At 44.9% G+C, this 20,488-nt stretch carries 13 protein-coding genes and 1 pseudogene; 8 read left to right on the top strand and 6 right to left on the bottom strand.

Translation table 11 applies throughout. The annotated features are described in order from the left end of the window. Positions 1-58: 58 nt before the first annotated feature. Positions 59-2,188, bottom strand: a complete 2,130-nt coding sequence (locus tag RIG66_RS17445; protein WP_446380059.1) for an amylo-alpha-1,6-glucosidase — start codon at positions 2,186-2,188, stop codon at positions 59-61. Positions 2,189-2,936: 748 nt separating this feature from the next. Here RIG66_RS17445 and RIG66_RS17440 point away from each other — a divergent pair. The 4 genes from RIG66_RS17440 to RIG66_RS17425 all read left to right on the top strand — a co-directional run bounded on the left by RIG66_RS17440 (position 2,937) and on the right by RIG66_RS17425 (position 7,796). Next, positions 2,937-4,064 carry a nucleotidyltransferase domain-containing protein gene (locus RIG66_RS17440; RefSeq protein WP_446380037.1) on the top strand — a complete coding sequence of 376 codons (1,128 nt, stop codon included), beginning with the start codon at positions 2,937-2,939 and terminating at the stop codon, positions 4,062-4,064. 478 nt (positions 4,065-4,542) lie between these two features. Next, the gene (locus tag RIG66_RS17435; RefSeq protein WP_446380036.1) at positions 4,543-5,571 is read left to right on the top strand and encodes a CBASS cGAMP-activated phospholipase; all 1,029 of its coding nucleotides are present in this window, start codon (positions 4,543-4,545) and stop codon (positions 5,569-5,571) included. A 950-nt stretch (positions 5,572-6,521) separates the two neighbouring features. After that, on the top strand, positions 6,522-7,115 hold the full coding sequence (locus RIG66_RS17430) for a peroxiredoxin (protein WP_446380035.1): 594 nt from the start codon (positions 6,522-6,524) through the stop codon (positions 7,113-7,115). A gap of 144 nt (positions 7,116-7,259) precedes the next feature. Further along, positions 7,260-7,796 carry a peroxiredoxin family protein gene (locus tag RIG66_RS17425; protein WP_446380034.1) on the top strand — a complete coding sequence of 179 codons (537 nt, stop codon included), beginning with the start codon at positions 7,260-7,262 and terminating at the stop codon, positions 7,794-7,796. A gap of 6 nt (positions 7,797-7,802) precedes the next feature. On the opposite strand, the gene RIG66_RS17420 is transcribed toward RIG66_RS17425, so the two are convergent. From RIG66_RS17420 to RIG66_RS17405, 4 genes are all read right to left on the bottom strand, one after another. Further along, entirely contained in the window at positions 7,803-8,003 is a 201-nt protein-coding gene (locus tag RIG66_RS17420) for a hypothetical protein (RefSeq protein ID WP_446380033.1), read from the bottom strand. Next, on the bottom strand, positions 7,960-12,255 hold the full coding sequence (locus RIG66_RS17415) for a GAF domain-containing protein (protein ID WP_446380032.1): 4,296 nt from the start codon (positions 12,253-12,255) through the stop codon (positions 7,960-7,962). The genes RIG66_RS17420 and RIG66_RS17415 overlap by 44 nt, the downstream gene beginning before the upstream one ends. A gap of 732 nt (positions 12,256-12,987) precedes the next feature. Next, entirely contained in the window at positions 12,988-14,037 is a 1,050-nt protein-coding gene (locus tag RIG66_RS17410) for a DnaJ C-terminal domain-containing protein (RefSeq protein WP_446380031.1), read from the bottom strand. A 382-nt stretch (positions 14,038-14,419) separates the two neighbouring features. After that, positions 14,420-15,709, bottom strand: a complete 1,290-nt coding sequence (locus RIG66_RS17405; protein ID WP_446355117.1) for a glucose-1-phosphate adenylyltransferase — start codon at positions 15,707-15,709, stop codon at positions 14,420-14,422. Between the two features lie 274 nt (positions 15,710-15,983). Here RIG66_RS17405 and RIG66_RS17400 point away from each other — a divergent pair, with 274 nt between their 5' ends. Both RIG66_RS17400 and RIG66_RS17395 read left to right on the top strand, forming a co-directional pair. Further along, positions 15,984-16,673 (top strand): response regulator transcription factor, encoded by a 690-nt coding sequence (locus tag RIG66_RS17400; protein ID WP_446380030.1) that lies wholly within the window; start codon positions 15,984-15,986, stop codon positions 16,671-16,673. A gap of 88 nt (positions 16,674-16,761) precedes the next feature. Beyond that, positions 16,762-16,857: pseudogene (locus tag RIG66_RS17395) on the top strand (DNA-binding response regulator); the annotation flags it as partial. Here the strand turns inward: RIG66_RS17395 and RIG66_RS17390 are convergent. Next, positions 16,814-17,035 (bottom strand): hypothetical protein, encoded by a 222-nt coding sequence (locus RIG66_RS17390; protein ID WP_446380061.1) that lies wholly within the window; start codon positions 17,033-17,035, stop codon positions 16,814-16,816. The pseudogene RIG66_RS17395 and the gene RIG66_RS17390 sit on opposite strands and share 44 nt — an antisense overlap. Positions 17,036-17,796: 761 nt before the next feature. Between RIG66_RS17390 and RIG66_RS17385 the strand changes: the two genes are divergently transcribed. Both RIG66_RS17385 and RIG66_RS17380 read left to right on the top strand, forming a co-directional pair. Then, positions 17,797-19,947, top strand: coding sequence for a PAS domain-containing protein (locus RIG66_RS17385; protein WP_446380029.1), 2,151 nt, complete (start codon positions 17,797-17,799; stop codon positions 19,945-19,947). A 233-nt stretch (positions 19,948-20,180) separates the two neighbouring features. Continuing rightward, positions 20,181-20,339 carry a hypothetical protein gene (locus RIG66_RS17380; protein WP_446380028.1) on the top strand — a complete coding sequence of 53 codons (159 nt, stop codon included), beginning with the start codon at positions 20,181-20,183 and terminating at the stop codon, positions 20,337-20,339. Positions 20,340-20,488 lie beyond the last annotated feature (149 nt).

Here is a 20,488-nt window from a genome sequence, read left to right as displayed (position 1 = left end):
CGAATGACCAATGACAAATGACGAATGACCAATGACAAATGACAAATGACTTACTTCCCTATTCCCTAAAGCAACGAATTAATTCTGCCACAGACCAAGCTTGGGCGATCGCGCCTTGGGGGAGATGGGGTTCGTCTCCATCGAAAATCTCGGAAATAGACCCAATACAAGCTTGATGCTGAAGGTGATCTAGCAAAGGTTTCCAATCAAAGGGAAGCGGTTCTGTGGGGTAGAAACGTTTCCACGCCCGACAAAATGGTCCAATCAGCCAACTCCAAACGGTTCCTTGGTGGTAAGCACTATCCCGATGCCAGCGATCGCCGCTATAGTAACCAATGTACTCAGAGTCAGCCGGATCAAGGCTTCGCAAACCGTAGGGAGTTAACAAGCGATCGCGTGCTACTTGCAAAGCCTGTCGCGCTTGATTCTCTGCAAAACCACAATGATACAGAGACAGCGCCACTACCGCATTGGGGCGAATTTGAGAATTGCGGTGATCATCGGGTTCTATGGTGTCATAAAAGTATTTTTTATCGGGATTCCAAAACCGCTGCAATGACGTTTTTACCTGTTGTGCTTGCTGGATATAATGTTGAGTATGGTGCAACAAACGCACCCGATCCTTAACCGCCCCCGTCGCCATTTTTTCAGTCCATTTACCAATCCAACACAACGCTGAATACCAAAGCGCATTAATTTCAATCACTTTTCCCAGACGAGGTGTAATCGGTTGACCATCCAGCACTACATCCATCCACGTAATCGCCACATCCGGCGCGTCCCAGGTTAGCAGTCCATCTACGGCGTCAACTTGAATATTGTAACGAGTACCTGCCGTATAAGCTTTGTAGATTTTTCGCACCGTTGGATATTGCTCAATCAAAAAATCCCAATCTTGGGTGATTTCCAAATACAGTCCTAGGGTTTCCAACCACCACAAAGAGGCATCAATACTGTTATAAATCGGGTCACTCTCTGCATCGGGAAAGGTATTGGGAATTAAACCATCGCGACAATAATTGCCAAAGGTTTTGAGTAGTCCCCTGGCTAAAGTAAAACGTCCTGTCGCTAATGCCAATCCGGGCAAAGCAATCAGTGTATCCCGCCCCCAATCATTAAACCAGGGATAGCCAGCCATCACCGTTGGACTACTAATCGAGGCACACCAGGCAATAAATTGATCGCCAGCTTTGAGTAACTGACGCCAAATCTTCTCCCACTCATCTCCCCCAGCTTCCCCTGCTCCCCCAGCTTCCCCTGCTCCCCCTGCTCCCCCAGCTTCCCCAGCTCCCCCAGCTCCCCCAGCTCCCCCAGCTCCCCCTGCTCCCCCAGCTCCCCCTGCTGCTATAGCCACTAACTGATTTTGTCGCTCTTTTTCCCCTTGCACCGCCGCCTCAAACACTTGAGCATTTAACTGGAGCGCTGCTGTATCTTGAGGACATCCAACTCGCGCTTCCAACGTAACTGTTGCGCCCGGTTCCAGAGAAATAGTAAGATAGCCAGGACTATAGAGATCTTCGCGATCGCCTAACCCGCGCTGGTTTTCTTCAGGATAGTAGTAATTCCAATACCACAATTCATCCGGTTGATACTCCCCTGCACTCCAACCCAATTGCCAAGGCGTACCCACTTGACTCTGGCGCATGGCTTGCAGGTAAAGGCATTGATGTCCAATTAATTGAGAGAATTGTAAATTTTCTTCGTCGAATTGCTGGTGATGAAAGTTGCGATCGGCAATCAAAGGACGTAACCTTAAGGTTGCCACCTCACTACCTTGATAACGATACTGAATCAGAATCCGGTGGCAAAACTGGCGTGTTTCCCGAAACCCTTCCTCATCTTCAACTAACCCGTAAGGCATAACCAGTTGACGTGTCAATTGCCACTGCTGGTATCCCCAAACCCAGTGAGGAACAGGATCAGTGTCAAAAGAACGCAAAAATTGATAGCCTACCGGATCAATCGTTTTACCCCCATTCCAGAAATTGGTCGAAAGCGCCCAAATCTTGCCCCCGATCTCCAGACTGGTATCCAAATGAGAGAATAATAACGTCCGTTGTCGGGGCGGATCGAGTGCAGCAATCAACCAGCCGTGATAGGTGCGAGTACGAGAATCACATACCGTACCACTAGCAAAACTGCCTAATCCATTCGTGAGCAGCCATTCCCGTCGATCCAGATAATGCACCACAACGTTTTTCTCCCAACAGAACACCTAACCAGTTGTCGCAGAACTTTCCGCGTCGCTTATACACGGCTTATCAAGCCAAGAAACCCAATACTGTTACTGGAAGTAGTATAGTTCAGCGAATAATCGTTTTATATCAATTTACCCAAGAAAAAATTAAGGTTTCACCCTAATTTGACGTAAAGAACGATAGAACTGAGCCAATAGGCAATCCCATCATCTTTGCTAGTTGGGTTACGGCTCCTGCTGTCAATGAGCGATCGCCTTTTTTACTCTGGATGCTTGAGCAATGCAATATAGATTGTCTCTTCACCTTCAGCACCCAGATGGGTTCAGAGAAGGTGTATCGAGGGTGAAGCACAGTTTGGTGAATGACTTGATGGGTGAACTGAGCGATTTGCGGTTTTTCCGGACTTAGTGTGCTAAATTATCAGCTTCAAAAGTTCATGACGCTCACCACATAAGAACTGTAGCGCCTAAGCTTATCAAAATGACTTGAAATATGGGAAGAAATGGCTAAAGCTCTTACTGTTCAATGTTCGGACTAATTAAACTAACAATTTAGCACACTAAGTACGGAAGACTCGCTTTAGATTGATTTTAAGCGTGGCGTAGCACCTTCACTTGAATTATGAGGGAAGACTCTGATTCGTTAGAATCAGGTTAGAAGCTGAGCCGTAATTATGAGGTTCGGTTATCCGAACTAAAATTGCTACTGCATATTATTTTTCTACGGAGTTAAACCTTAATGGTTACAATGTTCAGAGCGGACGCAACCTTTCTCAGCGAACTAGACAGGATTCTAGAGGGCATCTGTCGCAAATTGCAGCTCACCCCAACTCAGCATGATTTAGCAAGACAACATTACGAAGCGGTAGGCAATTGGCTTGAACACGAGGGATCGATCTTAGCTCCCTATCATCCAAAGATTTACCCTCAAGGCTCCCTCGCAATGGGTATTACCAACAAGCCGTTAGGCAAAGAAGAGTATGACCTAGACTTCATTTGTGAGCTATCAATTCCCTGGTGGACAATTTCACCTGAGGACTTGGTTTCTAAATTCGAGTACAGAATAAGGGAACACCAAGACTATACTGCAAGGATGGAGCGCGGCAACCGCTGCATCCGACTGACCTATGCCCATAATTTTCATCTCGATATTGTGCCAGCCTGTTCGAATAAAGGACTGGGGTATGGACAGATTCGCATCCCAGACAAGAAAGCCAAGAGCTGGAAAGACAGCAACTCTAAAGATTACATCAAGTGGTTCAATAAAAGAGCGAGACAGTCACGTCGGGTGGACTCTGCTGAACCTTTGCCGCTTCAGGAATCTTTAGAAGAAAAACCTGCCTTGAAGTGTGCGGTTCAACTTTTCAAGAGGCATAGGGACGTAGCCTTCAGGAATATGCTCGATCTAGCACCTGTCAGTATTGTCCTGGGTACATTGTGCGCTATTCATTATCAGGGGCAAGAGTCAGTAGGTGAGGCTGTTGCCGGGATTTTAAATGGAATTGCACAGAGCATTGCTCAAAATCAGGGGAGTATACTTCTGGTTTTGAATCCAGCCAATAAGGTTCGAGAAGATTTAGGTGAACGTTGGAAGAACGCCGAAGCTTATGAGAAATTTGTGGTCTGGATTGGGGAATTCAATAAACTGTGGTTGGAGTTAAGCAATGCTAAAGGGTATCCAGAAATCAGCAGGCTTTTAGAAACCCTGTTCGATGAACAACCTACCAGGGATGTCATCCGCGAAGATGCAGTACAGGTGGGTAATATCCGGGGGACAGGTCAACTTGGAATTTTACCCGGAAGTGGAACTTTGACTTCTCAGCCTGGTGCTATTCACATTCCCAAGAACACGTTTTATGGTAACTAAGAAATTTCCCCAACGTCCTATCCCTCTGCTAGAGCAGATCGTCATGATGAAAAAGCACTTTCCTGACTTCCATCTACAGTGGCGAAAAAACATTGTCACTTGGATTGGAGATATCCAGCCCAGTCAGCTAAGTAGGTGCTACAGGGTGAAAATTTCCCACGGACTCCATAGAGCGCCTCATGTATACGTTCTAAAACCAGATCTGGCTGATGGATCTAACGGTGAAGCTATACCTCATACCTACCCCGGGAAGCGTTTGTGTTTATACCATCCTAAAAAAAGAGAATGGAGCCAGCAAAAGTATGTTTCTGAAACGATAGTTCCTTGGACTTCACTCTGGCTTTTCTACTACGAAATCTGGCAGATAACTGGTAAATGGATGGGAGGTGGAGAACATCCAGATTTGAAAAGGCGAAGGAAGCGAACACTAAGCTACCTTCTCAAACACTTTAAATCTGACTAGTTCTATATATAGGCAATGGCAGTGACAAAAACAAACAACTTTCAAATTCTTTCCCTCAGTGGTGGGGGATACCTTGGACTCTACCAAGCCGTTATTTTGTGTGAGCTTGAAGAAAAAGCTGGAAAGCCGATTGCACAATGTTTTGACCTTCTAGCCGGAACTTCAATTGGCGGCATCATTGCACTTAGCTTAGCCTTGGAAGTTCCTGCCGAAACAATTCGACGTGCTTTTGAAAAGCATGGGCAGAGTATTTTTTCGGCTCGGTCTTCCCCGCAGTCAACGGTCAGTAAACTCATCGATCTAGGACGAGCTTTTTTTATTCCCAAGTATAAGCATGATGGTTTGCGTAGGGCGTTGACAGACTTTATCGAGCCTTTAACATTGCTAGGTGATTTAAAGCATCCAATCGTTATCCCAGCAATCAATCTGACTAAAGGTCAACCTCAGATCTTCAAAACACCACATCATGAGCGGTTTGAACGAGATCATCGTGAAACTGTTCATGATGTTGCTTTGGCAACGTCGGCAGCTCCGACATTTTTTCCATTAGCTCAGGTGAGAAACGAGTTGTTCACTGATGGTGGACTCTGCGCCAATATGCCGGATTTTGTCGCCCTTCATGAAGCAGAATATTTCTTCCGGATACCTACTGAACACGTCTCTATTTTAAGTATCGGAACTACAACGTCCCAATTTTCCTTTTCGCATAGTATTAGACGGAATCTGGGTATCTTGGATTGGTTCTATGACACACGGTTGCTTTCAGTTATCCTTTCTTCACAACAGAAGATGACGGAATTTATGTTGCAGCACAAGTTGGGAGAACGCTATGTCCGTATCGATTCGATCCAATCAAAAGCCCAAGAGCGCGATCTAGGGCTTGATGTAGCAACCCCAGCAGCGCAATCAACCATTAAAGGTCTAGCAAGCGCGAGGTTGCGCGAGGTTATCGGAACCTCTAAAATCCGGGAAATGCTACAGCACATCCCAGAAGAACCTCAGTTCTTTTATGGACGTTTCAGTAACAGGGCTGTTTCGTTCTAGTAATGGGGCGCAGCAAATGTGGGAAGTTCTGCTCCGGGAAATCGAGGGCTTATTTGTTGGCGACACGGACGGCACGTTGTGAAGAAATGCTTAGAGAGTTAGTGGGGGAAACGTTAGGGATTTGTCCATAATCCATAAGCAAGGAGTGCGTTATTGCTGAATGGATGATTTAGGTGTCAAGGATGTGATCGCGGTTTGGATGGGACACTACCGGATTGTGTGGATTAGTGCTGAGGCAATTTAGCATAACAGGTACGGAAGAGCCGATATTTTACTGCCCTTAGCCCGTCTTTGGACATCTAATCAAAATTGTGATCAATCAGCTATTGCTTGTAAAGACTTGCTATAAAATTATACTGATTTTATTACAGAATAAGACCATTTATATATAGGAAAAATATTAGAAGATGGAGGTTTTTGGAACATTTACGACAAGAAATATTTTAGCTATTAAATGGGCAACCACCTTATCCCGGATTTCTCACCACAATTGTTCAAAGGCTTATATATAGCGTTTCTCACAGTTGTGATGTACACTTTCAATTCCAAACGTATTACTGTAGACTAATTAAGGAAAAGTTGCTGTACATCATGAGCATGAGAACCGCTATATACTACGGGGATACGTTAGGACATTAGCTGATTCCAAAAGGCAAGGGTACAGAATACCCTAACCTGCCTTGGTAAGGCAAACCCTGTTCTCGTTGATGCAGGCACAACTAGCTAATGTTCGCCCAAAGAGGCGATCGCATAACTTGGGATGAACCCTTTTCACGGAAGTCGATGTTGAAACAGCACCTGGGATTAACCAAACCCGTGAGTAAGTCCTAGTCGTTATGACTATGGATTATGATATAGTCGTAACAGTTCGTAAATAATCTGTGTTTATTGACTAAGACTGATAATATACAGCGAACGCATACACCAAAACACTCAAGGAGGATAATTTCATGGAAGGATGTCTGCGAGTTGGTCAACCTGCTCCTGACTTCAGCGCGACGGCGGTCGTCGATCAAGAATTTAAGACCATCAAACTGTCCGACTACCGGGGTCAATATGTAGTCATATTCTTCTATCCACTAGACTTCACCTTTGTCTGTCCCACAGAGATTACCGCATTTAGCGATCGCTTTAGTGAATTTAAAGAAGTTGGGACTCAAGTTCTCGCCATCTCCGTGGACAGTGAATTCTCTCACCTCGCTTGGATTCAAACCGATCGCAAGAGTGGTGGTGTGGGTGATCTCAATTATCCTCTAGTTTCTGACATCAAGAAAGAAATCAGTACCGCTTATAACGTTCTTGACCCCGATGCAGGTGTAGCCCTACGGGGATTGTTTATTATCGACAAAGATGGTATTATTCAGCATTCGACCATCAACAACCTCTCTTTTGGTCGGAATGTAGATGAAGTGTTGCGGACTCTGAAAGCGATTCAATACGTTCAAGCGCATCCAGACGAAGTTTGCCCTCAAGGTTGGCAACCCGGTGACAAAACCATGGTTCCTGATCCCGTTAAGTCCAAAGTTTATTTCTCCGCCGTTTAAGGTTTACTAAAAGATACCCGGTAGGGGCGCACCGACGTGCGCCCTTTGCCGTTATAGCTGTTGTTGTAAAGGCTAAGACAGATTAAAAAACTATTTGCCATCTGCCTTTTACTATAAAATAAGTTGTTGGATCAGATTCAGCCAATGCTAACATCAACTGACTTTAGGGGTTTATTCAACGAGCGTTTTCTGCGTAATTTTTTTCCCATCCCGGCTACCAATCCTTTGAGATTAGGACAAGTGACTCCGGATTTTGAACTACCGGATATTACGAATAATCGTCAGGTGAGATTATCCAGTTACCGAGAACAGCAACCGATTCTGCTGGCATTTACCCGAATTTTTACCGAAAAGCAATATTGCCCCCTTTGCTATCCCCATATTCAGGCGATGAATGAGCAATACGAGCAATTTACTCAGAAGGGGGTAGAGGTGTTAATGATAACGAGTACCGATTTTCAGCAAAGCAAAACTGTAATCAAGGATTTAGGGTTAAAAATGCCCCTGTTGAGTGATCCAAGTTGTCGCACCTTCCAAGCCTATCAAGTCGGTCAAGCACTGGGAGCACCTTTACCTGCTCAGTTTTTGATTGATAAACAAGGTAAACTCCGCTTTAAACATTTGTTTTCTTTCTTATCGCCAAATGCTGAGATGGAGAAGCTACTCTCAAACCTTGAGTAGTTGGTCTTATGTCAGGGAACAGGGAACAGGGAACAGTGAACAGTTAACAGTTAACAGGGAACGTTCTGAGTAAACTCCTCTATCTTCCCCAGCTTCCCCTGCTTCCCCAGCTTCCCCTGCTCCCCCAGCTCCCCCTGCTTCCCCCGCTTCCCCATCTCCCCTTCTATCCTTTCCCCAGATGTTGACGCACTGGAATTTGGAGTACAAACTCGGTTCCCTGTCCTAAATTACTGTGACAGAAAAGCTGACCCCCATGTTTTTCGACGACGATTTGATAGCTAATCGATAATCCTAAACCTGTCCCTGTCCCCACAGGTTTAGTCGTAAAGAAGGGATGAAATAGTTGTTGCTGAACTTCCTCCGTCATTCCGAAACCATTATCAATAATTCGGATCGCGACCTCTTGGTTATCTACAATTTCAGTTTGCACTCGAATTGTGCTGGGGTTGGCTTTAAGTTCGTCCAATGACCGCTTTTTGTTTTGCTCATCAATGGCATCAATGGCATTGACTAACAAATTCATAAACACTTGGTTAATCTGTCCGGCGTAACATTCAACCTTGGGCAGTTCACCATACTCTTTAATCACTTGAATACCCGGATTCTCGCCTCGTGCTTTGAGTCGGTTTCGCAGAATCATCAGGGTACTATTAATGCCCTCATGAATATCTACGGCTTTCATTTCCGCTTCAGCGATACGAGAAAAATTCCGCAGGGAGTAGACAATTTCACAAATCCGCTCTGCTCCGACTTTCATCGAATCCAGAAGTTTAGGCAAGTCTTCTATCAAAAATTCCAGATCGATCGCGTCCATTTCGGACTGGATTTCGGGGGTGATCTGGGGATATTGCTGTTGATAGAGTTCGATTAACCCTAAAAGATCAGTAGCATAGTCACTGGCATGGACTAAATTACCATAAATAAAGTTAACTGGATTATTGATTTCATGGGCAACTCCCGCGACTAACTGCCCTAAACTGGACATTTTTTCACTTTGCACCAACTGCGCTTGGGTTTTCTGGAGTTTGGTAACTGTTTGCTCAAGCTGTTGGGCGTGGGTTAATGCTTTGGCTTCCGCCTTGCGACTTTGCTTGTAGAGTTCCGCTTGTTGGAGTGCGATCGCTAATTGATCGGCGATGGTACAAATCAACTCCACCTCGGCGTCTTGCCAATTGTAGGCTCGATTATCCATCATCAGCCCTAGAGCGCCCCAAACCGAGTTACCACAGTGCAGGGGAACCAACAACCACGCCCCCGGAAACTGTTGCACGATGGCTGTATTAGTTGCGTCTACAAAACAGCGGGTATCATTAATCCGCACGACTTCTAAGCGTTTGATTCGTTCAGCCAGAGGATTATTTTCATCGGGAATTTCTACACCCAAGGCTTTGGGTAAACATTCATCGCGACAGGACTCGGCTACATTCACCCAGAGTTGGCGTTCTGGCACATACTGGATAATTTGAGCGCGATCCACTTGCAAAAGGTTCTCAATTTCCTGAGTGGCGGTAGAAAAAATCGTTTGTAAGTCGAGGGAACAACGAATCGCATGAGTGAGGTGATTGATCGCTTGTTCTCGTTTGAGGTGATACTGAGCCTGATGGTACAGTTGACTTTGACCGATCGCGATCGCGACTTGGTCAGCAATGGCGACGATTAATTCCACCTCTGAGTCTTGCCAGGAATCGGGATGATTGGTTTTGCCTAAGGTTAAACTCCCTAATATCTGAGAATTAAAGTGTAAAGGAACCCATAACCAAGCTCCTGGAAAGTCTTGAGCTAAACCTTGGTTAAATGTACTCGTATCCTCGATGCGAATAATTTCTAATCGCTTGAGTCGTTCAGCCAAAGGATGATTTTGATCAGGAATTTCCTGTCCCAGCGTACTGCTATCCTCTAGAGAGCGGTGATAGTCTGCCACCGATAACCAACACTGGCGTTCTGGCACATATTGGACAATTTCCGCCCGATCCACGGGTAAGAGTTCGCCAATCTCCTGGACGGCTGTCTCAAAAACCGTAGTTACATCCAATGAACGCCGGATGGCTTGAGTCACTTGATTGAGGACTCGCTCTCGCCAGAACAGAGATTTTGCCTGTTCGTAGAGTTGGCTTTGTTGAATGGCAATAGCAACCTGAGAGGCTAACCCGTCGAGTAAGTCAATCTCAAAGGATTGCCAGTTCCGGGGTTGGCTACAGTGATGGGCAATTAGTAGTCCCCATAAGCGGGTTGGGCTTTGGCTGGGTGTTTTGACATCGGCTTGGGACTGTGGGATAGGTAGGGGTTTGGTACTGTGAACAATTGGCACAACTAGGTTAGCCCTTACCTGGAACTTGGCGAGTAAGTCAATATAACACTGGCTCAGATTAGCTGCATAGATATCATCCAGGGTTCTGACTCGACCTTGTTGGTAGAGCGAGATATAGGTTTTCTCAAAACAGGGGTCATATATGCGGTTGCCTAAAATCGAACACCAGCGCGGATCGACGGATTCAACCACCACCTCACCACTCCAGTCGGGATTAAAGCGCAAAATAATCACCCGATCCGTTTGCAGAACTTGTCGCACCTCCGCCACGGTGCGTTCGAGAATATCCTCTAAGTTCAGCGATTGACGGATGTGTTGAGTAATCGCCCCGACTAACTGCTCTCGCTGAACTTGTTGTCGCAGTGTTCCTTCTGCTTGTTGGCGTTGGTGGATTTCAATTTGGGCTTGCTGATAAAGTTCCGATTGTTGAATGGCAATGGCTGTATGGGTGGAAAGCGTTTGCAACAATTCGATTTCCCAAGGTTGCCATTTTCGGGGGGTTTGGCATTGTTGAGCCACCAGTAATCCCCACAGGCGTTCCTCATGGACAATGGGGATAACCAGGTTGGCTCTAACTTGGAATTGAGCGAGTAATTCAATATGACAGTCGGTTAACCCAGCGTTATAAATATCTTCGACGGATTGAACCCGCCCTTTTTGGTAAAGGTGGATATAGTCTTCGGCAAAGTAGCGATCGTTGATCACGGTTCCGGAAATCGGCTTCCAGTTCACGTCAACGGATTCGACTTCCACGACACCACTCCCATCTTTATAGAGGCGAAACACCAGCACGCGATCGCACCCCAAAATCTGCCGCACTTCGGCGACGGTAGTGTTGAGAATCTCGTCCAAGTCTAAGGAATAGTGAATCCGTTGCGCGATCGCCCCAATTAACCGCTCCCGCAGATATTGCTGTTGCACGGCTGTTTCGGTTTGCTTGCGATCGGTAATATCGATGCACGATCCGATATACCCTAAAAACTGACCACTAGGAGTAAATCGAGGCGTTCCTGTATCTAAAATCCAGCGATAGTCTTTATCTGCTCGTCGCAAGCGATATTCCATCCGAAAGGTTTGACGAGCATTAAACGCCTGCTGATACGTCTCTAAACAAGATGATAAGTCGTCAGAATGCACCCCCTCAGCCCAACCATTACCTAGTTCTTGTTCCAGAGTGCGTCCAGTAAACCGCAACCAGCCCTGATTAAAAAACGTACATAACCCATCTGTACCGGACATCCATAACAGCACAGGGGCATTATCTGCCATCGTGCGGAATCGGGCTTCACTCTCTTGCAGAATGTCTTGGGTGTACTTGTTATTACTTAGTTGTTCCGTTGTCGGATCGGCTAGGCTAGGTGCTAACCGATCAGCCTCAGGTTGCCACTTGTCTGCAACGAACTGGCGATTCGTGCTATCCCGCAAGCGATAAAGTATTGTTCCTCCCTGGATAGAAACTGGCTTAACATTAACCAATACAGTACGGGGGTTGCCTGTCTTATCGGTAATTTCTACTTCAACATTACGAACATTTCCCGCGACAGCTAAAGCTTGCCAATTCCAGGGTAAGTTGCCCAGCAGGTGAGTAATATTACCCAGAGCGCGGACTTCCGACAAAGAATAACCAAAAATAGAGGTTATATTAGGACAAATATAGGTAAAATCACCGTTGTCATTGGTGATTAAAACAGCTTCATCATGATTGCGATCGGGAGTTGGGAGCGACGCTGGGGATTTAGCCTCTGTCATCTCTTCACAAACGAGACTGATCACCGAATTCGAGGCGGTTATCGGCAGCAAACGGGTTTTTGCCTTAAGCCAGATCATCCTGCCATCTTTAGCAATTAACCGAGTTTCCCAGCGATGAATTTCAGTCGGATGCTGGCTTAGATGAGTCAATAGGGCTTGATATCGGCATTGGCTTTCTGGATCAAAAAGCCGATGAATTGGCTTTTGGACTAACTCCCAAAAATCATACCCCAAATAGGCTGCACCGAACTGACTTACATCCAAAATCACCCCATCAAAATTAAGGGTGAAATAAATGCAGGGAAGTGTCTCATACAATATCCGCATCCATTTTAGTTGATCCGGACTACTGCCTGTCCATGTTAATTTTCCAGGCTGATAATTCTTTTTCGCAATGTTCATCCATTGGGACTTTTTTAAATCGAATCTTTTCATAAGTTGACTCATGCCAATTCGATGATCAATTGAGGCATTTTCTCGATCATAACCCTCAAATTATTATTTATTTTTTCACCTTTAGAAGAATGGTTGTAAAAAATATTTAACTTTGATGGGAGATTCAGACAAGAGTTAGCCTCCTTCACTCATGCCAAATTCCAGACTAGCTCCGAAACCCTTTTCCCCTGTCTTCAGAGAAGCTAAAGCGCAGCGATTTTTCTTACCTGGTTATCGCTCGCTATTTATCTCTACTTTTTCTTTTTCCCAGACGCACTGAACTTGGTGATTATATCATGTCAAACTTTGCCAATAAAAAAACACGGCTTGTTTCCGTCTCTCCAGATTCCTGCGTCCGTTTCTCATTCACAGGTTCAATTAGACATGATATGACAATGCATACAGTTTTTGGGCTATCTAATCATAAGCTAATACAAATTCCCATTACTGTGACGGAATCCATGAATAAGTTTAAAAAACGTTATAAATCCGTTACGTATTTTGATTTACTATCCGGTTAAGTTTATTTATCTTTACCAAGCCCCAAAGGGATGCACCCGACAGTCCTGTATCCTAAAACTCTTCATTGTATCACATCTGTCTAAACAGTTACCATTGTCTGGTAAAAATCCGGAGATGGGGGAGATGTTCACGTTAGCGAAGCGAGGGGTCAAACCTTACAACTCCCCCCACACCGCTCTAAAGACGTACCTGAGACAAATAGCTGCGGGGATCGAAATGACGGCTTTCCCGGATTTTTTCATAGTACTCCCGCTCAACTGACGTGATATCTTTTGGTGTAGCGATGACAATCCGCACCAGTTGATCACCGCGTCCACCTTTCGGTTGAGTCCAGCCTTTACCGCGCAACCGTAATGATTGACCTGAGCGAATCCCGGCTGGCACATTGACACTCACTTTACCATCCGGAGTCGGCACCTCAATCGTAGCACCCAAGACTGCCTCATCGGGCACCACTGGCACTTCACACAAGAGGTTATCACCCTCGAACTGGAAAAAGGCATGAGGTTTCAGGTCTACAATTAAGTACAAATCACCCCGTTGCTGGTTGTATTGGCTCACTTGACCCTTACCTCGAACCCGAATCCGACTTCCTGGTTTAGCACCGGGCGGAATTCGCACTTCGATGATTTCACTACCCAAATTAATCCGTTTTTGCGTACCCCGGAAGGCGTCAGACCAGCTCAATGTAATTGTAGCTTCCCGATCAGCTCCTGCTCCTGCTGCTTTGCCACTTTCATAGCCAGCGAAATCATTAAAGCCACCAAAGCCACTGGTAAAGTCATTGAAGCCAGCACCCGTTGCACCGCCTGGAGTAGAGCGATAGGTGTAGGTTCGACGACTTCCCGCCCCTCCTGGCGTCCCTGTAGCGGCTGTATTAAAGCGCCCTAGAAGTTCGTTAATAAACTCGTCAAAACTACCGTATTGACCAAAATCAAAATTACCGAAATCAACATTAGCACCCCCGGTTCCAGGGTATCCACCAACTCCGGCTTGCTTCCAGTACTGACCAAACTGATCGTATTTCTTGCGTTTTTCGGGGTCAGACAAGACTTCGTAGGCTTCATTCACTTCTTTAAATCGAGCCTCGGCTTGTTTGTCACCCGGGTTCATGTCTGGGTGGTATTTCCGCGCCAGACGTCGAAAACTCTTTTTAATTTCATCCGCACTAGCCGTCTTGCTCACTCCTAGGACGGCATAGTAGTCTTTAAAGTCAGTTGCAGCCATGAAGGGTTTCTCCTCTACTCCAAGGATTTAATCGATAAACTGGGCTAATAGGTCTCTACCTCAAAGCTAGAGTAACAAACCCCAGCATGGGTTTAAGTTCGGATCTTTCTCACTCACGCGATCGCAATTTCCACACCTGACGCTTCAAATAGAGAAGCATCGGCATTTTTCCCATCATGCCTTACCTCAACCTAATAAAGCATAACCCTAACTCAGTGTCGATGGCTAATAATCGTTAAATTAGCGTAGCTTCTGTTAACTAAACAGTGGGGATTTCCCGGTATCCTGTTTCGGGAGACAAGAGAGATGAGGAAGCAAACAGATCGAGTCTGAGTAAACTTAACACTTTCTTTTCCTCATCTCCCTAGTCATTAATCAAGACCTAAATGACCGTTCCATCGGGAATTACGGCATTTTTGAGGACAACGACAATGCCATTGCGGATCAAAAAGCCTTGTTTTTCACGTTCAGCTTCCTCGACGTGATCTTTGTTCACAATTTGAACATCGTGACCAATGCGAGCATTTTTGTCAATGATGGCACGGCGAACTGTGGTTCCTGCACCAATCCCTAAGGGTACACGTCCCGTCTCTACGTTGGATTGACGTTCGGCAAAGGGTTCATAGAAGTCACATCCCATAATCAGAGTGTCTTCAATCACACAATCGGCTTCAATGCGAGAGCGAACTCCCAATACCGAGTGATGGATACGACAATCTTTAAGAATACAACCTTCTCCCACAATCGATTGCGTCACATGACTATCCAAAAGTTTAGTCGGAGGCAAATAACGGGCGCGAGTATAAATCGGTGCCTCTTTGTCGTAGAAACTAAACGGTGGCTGGGGTTGGCGAGTTAACGCTAGATTAGCCTCATAGAACGCTTCAATGGTACCAATGTCTTCCCAGTAGTCGTTGAACAAGTAGGCTTGAACGTTATGATCTCCTGATGCCCCTGGGATGATTTCTTTACCGAAATCGGTTTGTTCGGGGTTGGCTTGCAACAACTTAATCAACGCCTCTTTGCTAAAGACGTAAATTCCCATCGAGGCAATATAGGGTTTTTCCTTTGCCTCATCGGGTTTCAACCCTAAAACCGTCGTATCCACCTGCATTTGCTTCAGCGCATCCCCTTTGGGCTTTTCACTGAAATCAATTACCCTGCCGGTGTGATCAATTTTCATCAAACCAAAACTGGTTGCCAGTTTTTCACCGATAGGCACCACAGAAAGGGTGATATCAGCTTTCGTTTCACGGTGGTGTTCCACGAAATGGCGATAGTCCATCCGATAGAGATGGTCACCGGACAGAATGATATATTCATCAACATCACACTCCTCTAGGAGCCACAAATATTGACGAACCGCGTCTGCTGTGCCCTGAAACCAGCTAGGATTTTCAGCAGTTTGCTGGGCAGCTAGAACTTCAACAAATCCGTCGGTAAAGCCAGCAAAGTTATAGGCACGGGTAATGTGCCGATTCAAGGACGCTGAGTTAAATTGGGTAAGAACGTAAATTTGATAGATCTCGGAGTTGATGCAGTTACTGACCGGAATGTCAATCAGGCGGTACTTACCCGCCAAAGGAACAGCCGGTTTAGCCCGCAACTTGGTTAATGGATAAAGGCGGGTGCCCGCGCCACCTCCGAGAATGATACCTAATACTCTTTTCACGAAACACCTCTGGAATGCCGATAGACTCTCAAGTCTTAGTGTCCGCTTGTGTGGAACTCTTTTCAAGAGGGTAAGGGAGAAAGTTGACTCTCTCCAAAGAAAGAAAAACTCAAAAAACGGCGGGAATAGAGGCACGAAGAGAGACTTCTACCCCAACTAGAGTAATGATTTGAGTCCGGTGTCCCCCTCAACGCTGGGGTTGAACTTGTGAGTTCTACGCCGTTATTATAAATTTCCATTACATTGGGATAAAGAATGGCAAAGGAAGTGAGAGATGTCAGCACAACTGTTACTGGTCGATGACGAACCGGGGATTCGGGAATCAGTCCCCGCCTATTTAGAAGAGGTGGGAGGGTTTACTGTCGATGTTGCCAGTAATGCCAATGATGCATGGCAAATGTTGCAACAAAAAACACCTGATCTTGTAATCACTGATATTATGATGCCTCAAGTAGATGGGTATCAGTTTCTTAAGAAACTGCGAGAAGACCCTCGTTTCAAATCACTGCCAGTGGTCTTTCTCACAGCTAGAGGCATGACCACAGACCGGATTCAAGGCTATCAGGCAGGTTGTGATGCTTATTTGTCTAAACCATTTGATACGGATGAATTAGTCGCCATTGTGGAGAATTTGCTGGAACGTCGTGCTACCACTGCTCAGGAAACGGCGGGTACAGCGGATTTAGGGAATATCGAAAAAGAGCTAACTGCGATTCGGGAAATGTTGGCTCAACGGGGTAATATTTCTCAAACTCCCCCACCCATCCGCATTGACTTTACGCCGCGAGAGCAAAGTGTTCTGGATTTGGTTGCCCAAGGGCTGATGAATAAAGAAATTGCCCGCCGCCTGGAAACCAGTGTCCGCAATGTGGAGAAATATGTCAGTCGCTTGTTCAGCAAAACTGGCACCAATAGTCGTACCGAGTTAGTCCGTTATGCTCTTGAACACGGCTTGACCCAGTAAAATTCGTGCTGTAGCTGGGTCTAAGTTTTCACGGTATGTGGCGCAACGCAAGAAGGTAAGTTTTAAGTGGAAGAAATGGATGTGATAGATGTCAGCACAACTGTTACTGGTCGATGATGAACCGGGGGTTCGAGTGGCGGTCAAAGAGTATTATCAATATCTGCAACAATTTGCATTCCGGTTGGGGTTTTGGTAAATTTAACGGTTCCCATGAATTGGGTGGGATCTGAGGTGCTTGTGACAATGGCTTGAGCCATTGGGGGTGTGGTTTGCGCTAAGGCGGATGGAGCATAAATTAGGGGAACTAATGTGAATGCGATCGCGATCACAACGAGTTTAAAGAGTTGATGAATTCTGTTCATAACCACTTAAAATCAGACTGTGGAGTTATTCTACGAAAAAGCGGCTACACTAGCCCATTCTTCCTTTTGATGATTCCCACCGCTCTCGGTTTGTGGAGTCAACTACCCCCGGTAAATGACAACGAACAACGAATAGGAACTTTATATCTTTAACTTATATTAAGTATAAATTAAATTAATATTAAAAATATGAATTGATGACCGAATCCCTAACTATCATGAAGTCACAACTTTGATCAAGTTCAGGGAAAAACGTCTAAAAAGGTCTAAGGGAAGAACTAGTATAGTGCGGTAAAAAGCAGTGACCCTGTAACAAGCCGTAACCCAGTAAACATTCATAGATGCACTTACGGTTGCTGATCACAAATCACTGATACTAGGCTCTCGACCGACTATGTGGGTGTCGTCTTGCTTTCTCTAGAGTACCTTTTCAGTAAGCAAAATTGTCGGCTGAAGTTCCTGATAAAGAGTAACAATAGCTACAGAACATAAATTTTGGGCAGACTACTTTTGACGAATTTTAATCCCTAACTGCGATTATGGAACTGACGTTCTATCTAGAGAGAGTCAATTAGAAATTTTATCTGGATTTGAATAAATTGGCAGAGCTTTGAAAACATTCTGAATAGAAATTAGACCGAGAGTAGGCGTGTACAACTGTAGTTCAGTTTATAAACTGTCACAGTTTAATTTACTACAGCCTGATCTTCCCTTTTAAATAACAGTCAAACTGAGTAGAAACAGGTTCTTAGGCAAATCTTATGTTATCGGTGCTAGACCCTACCCAAAACCCCAACACTATATCGCTGAAGGTTCTCATCGTCGAAGATGGTTACCAAACGATAAAACTATTGGGAGAAGGATTATGTTCTGAAATTAGATATTCGTTTATTATTCAACAAGTTAGGCAAAGTTGTCAAGCCCTAACCCGATTAAGTCAGGAAGCGTTTGATCTTCTTGTCGTTCATTTGTCCCACGCTGATCCTCACGTTTTTGATACGGTTACTCAGATAAAACAGTTGGGCTTAACCCTGCCAATTCTCGGATTAAGGGCTAACCAGGATGAACCCTTAACCCTGCAAGTTATCCAAGCGGGGACACCGGATGATCAGGTAACAGAAAATCTCAAAAGTTACCGATTAGTTCGGGCATTACGTCATGCTATTGACAATCAGCAACGCCAAGAATCCCAACGGTTGAATCATGAAAAATATCAGTCGGTTATCGATAATGTCAAAGAAGTCATTTTCCAAACCGATACCCAAGGACATTGGACATTTCTGAATCGGGCTTGGACAGAAATTACTGGCTTTTCAATCGCTGAAAGTATCGGTACATCATTTTTAAACGGTATTCATCCGGATGACTGGCAAAAGGGGCGAGACAACTTTGATGCGCTGATTACTGGAGTTCAACAATCCTGTCGCCCTACGGTACGCTACCTGACGAAATCGGGGGACATTCGTTGGTTGGAGGTACATGCGCGGATAAATTTTGCCGCCGATGGTACGGTTTCGGGAACCACAGGAACCCTAAATGATATTACGGAACAGATGTTAACCCAATCCGCCTTACGCATTTCCGAAGAACGATTGCAAATGGCGTTATCTGGGAGTGATTTGGGATTATGGGACTGGCAAGTAATCACTGGAGATATTTATTTAAATCCGCAGTGGAAAGCGATGCTGGGGTATGCAGAAGACGAAATCGACGATAATTTTCAGGCGTTTGAACAATTGGTGCATCCTGAGGATTTATCAAGAGTGAAAGCCGTATTAAAGGCTTATATAGATAGATTAATTCCTATCTATGAAGTCGAATTTAGGATGCGATGTAAAACCGGAGAATGGAAGTGGATTCTGTCTCGTGGTAAAGTCTTTGAGTGGGATGAAGCAGGGAACCCGGTAAGGATGACAGGGACTCATCGGGATATTAGCGATCGCAGACAAGCGGAGGACGCTTTGCGAGAGTCAGAAGCGCGGGAACGGAAAAAAGCGTATCAGTTAGAACTTGCCTTGTGTGAACTTAAAAATACCCAAGCGCAGTTGGTACAAACGAAAAAAATGGCATCCTTAGGACAGTTAGTGGCGGGAATTGCCCATGAGATTAATAATCCCATTGGCTTTATTGCCGGAAATGTTAGTTTTGCCCATCAATATGGGTATGATTTGCTCAAATTGATCGATCTCTATCAACAGCATTATCCTCACCCTGTTGCCCCGATTCAAGAGCAAATGGAAGCGGTTGAACTTGACTTTCTCAGGACAGATTTTCCCAAAGCCCTCAACTCGATTCGAGAGGGTGTTGTTCGGGTTCAAGACATTGTGCGATCGCTCCAGCATTTTTCGCACCTGAATGAAGCCCAAATGAAGACAACTGATTTACATCAGGGGTTGGAGAGTACCTTGATACTCTTACAGAATCGCCTCAATAAAAAGCCTAACAGACCCGCTATTGAAGTGAATAAACAATTGAGTAGGTTACCTAAAGTAGAATGTTACCCGGGGCAACTGAATCAAGTGTTTATCAATATTCTCGGTAATGCGATTGAGGCGTTAGACGAAAAAAGCCAGCAGAATGATTCCTTTATACCCCAGATTAGGATTAGTACGGAAATAGCTAAGTTAAACTCAACTGTGATTATTCGGATTTCCGATAATGGTTTAGGTATTCCTGCTCATTTGCAAGAGCATTTGTTTGAACCGTTTTTCACCACAAAACCTGTCGGACAAGGGACAGGATTGGGATTAGCCGTCAGTTATCAAATTATTGAGAAACACAAAGGAAAAATTACCTGTAATTCTCAAGTGGGTATCGGTACAGAGTTTGTGATTGAAATCCCGATCACACTGAGCCATAAAACGGAGCAATTGGGTCAAATTCAATGGTTACGCCAAACCATCGGCGCTTGAGGTTGGCTGTCATGCATTGTAAGAATAAAGAGACTGGGTGTAGGCTGTGGGATGTTGCCCATCCTGAAGAGAGATGATCGTCCCAAGCTTTTGCTGTATACTCTGACCCTAGGGCGCAAATATTATCATCTGGTCAAGTTTACTAAAGGTATATTTATAATATTTTACTGCCAAATTGGCATGTGTTGATGGCAAAAATATGATTATCTAATATTTAGAGTTAGCAGAAAATCATGAAACATCCATTTGAACTAGACATTTCTGACTTAGAACATCTTGATAACATGGAAGACGTTATAAGTGAAGACAATTCACAAGTGACAGGAGGAACAGCAAGAATTACGACTATGGCAGTGGGTGAAGAAGGCGGTTATAAGCTGTCATGCATTTAAATTGGGTATTAAGCTGTTCGGCATTTAAATAGGGTATAATTAAAATAGGAAATCCGAAAAACGAAAAAAATATGCCAGCCAAAAATTATTTGAAACCCGCTCAAAAAGAAAAATTACAAGTTGCTCTAAAAACCGAGAAAAATGCAGAT

Source organism: Coleofasciculus sp. E2-BRE-01 (genome assembly GCF_040221695.1).
GTDB lineage: Bacteria > Cyanobacteriota > Cyanobacteriia > Cyanobacteriales > Coleofasciculaceae > Coleofasciculus.
This window is presented reverse-complemented; position numbering and strand designations above follow the sequence as displayed.

Coding starts and splice junctions, on each gene's coding strand:
- RIG66_RS17400 (WP_446380030.1), top strand. CDS start 15,984: ATGTCAGCACAACTGTTACTGGTCGATGACGAACCGGGGATTCGGGAA.
- RIG66_RS17410 (WP_446380031.1), bottom strand. CDS start 14,037: ATGGCTGCAACTGACTTTAAAGACTACTATGCCGTCCTAGGAGTGAGC.
- RIG66_RS17425 (WP_446380034.1), top strand. CDS start 7,260: ATGCTAACATCAACTGACTTTAGGGGTTTATTCAACGAGCGTTTTCTG.
- RIG66_RS17435 (WP_446380036.1), top strand. CDS start 4,543: ATGGCAGTGACAAAAACAAACAACTTTCAAATTCTTTCCCTCAGTGGT.
- RIG66_RS17380 (WP_446380028.1), top strand. CDS start 20,181: ATGAAACATCCATTTGAACTAGACATTTCTGACTTAGAACATCTTGAT.
- RIG66_RS17385 (WP_446380029.1), top strand. CDS start 17,797: ATGTTATCGGTGCTAGACCCTACCCAAAACCCCAACACTATATCGCTG.
- RIG66_RS17390 (WP_446380061.1), bottom strand. CDS start 17,035: ATGAACAGAATTCATCAACTCTTTAAACTCGTTGTGATCGCGATCGCA.
- RIG66_RS17440 (WP_446380037.1), top strand. CDS start 2,937: ATGGTTACAATGTTCAGAGCGGACGCAACCTTTCTCAGCGAACTAGAC.
- RIG66_RS17415 (WP_446380032.1), bottom strand. CDS start 12,255: ATGAACATTGCGAAAAAGAATTATCAGCCTGGAAAATTAACATGGACA.
- RIG66_RS17430 (WP_446380035.1), top strand. CDS start 6,522: ATGGAAGGATGTCTGCGAGTTGGTCAACCTGCTCCTGACTTCAGCGCG.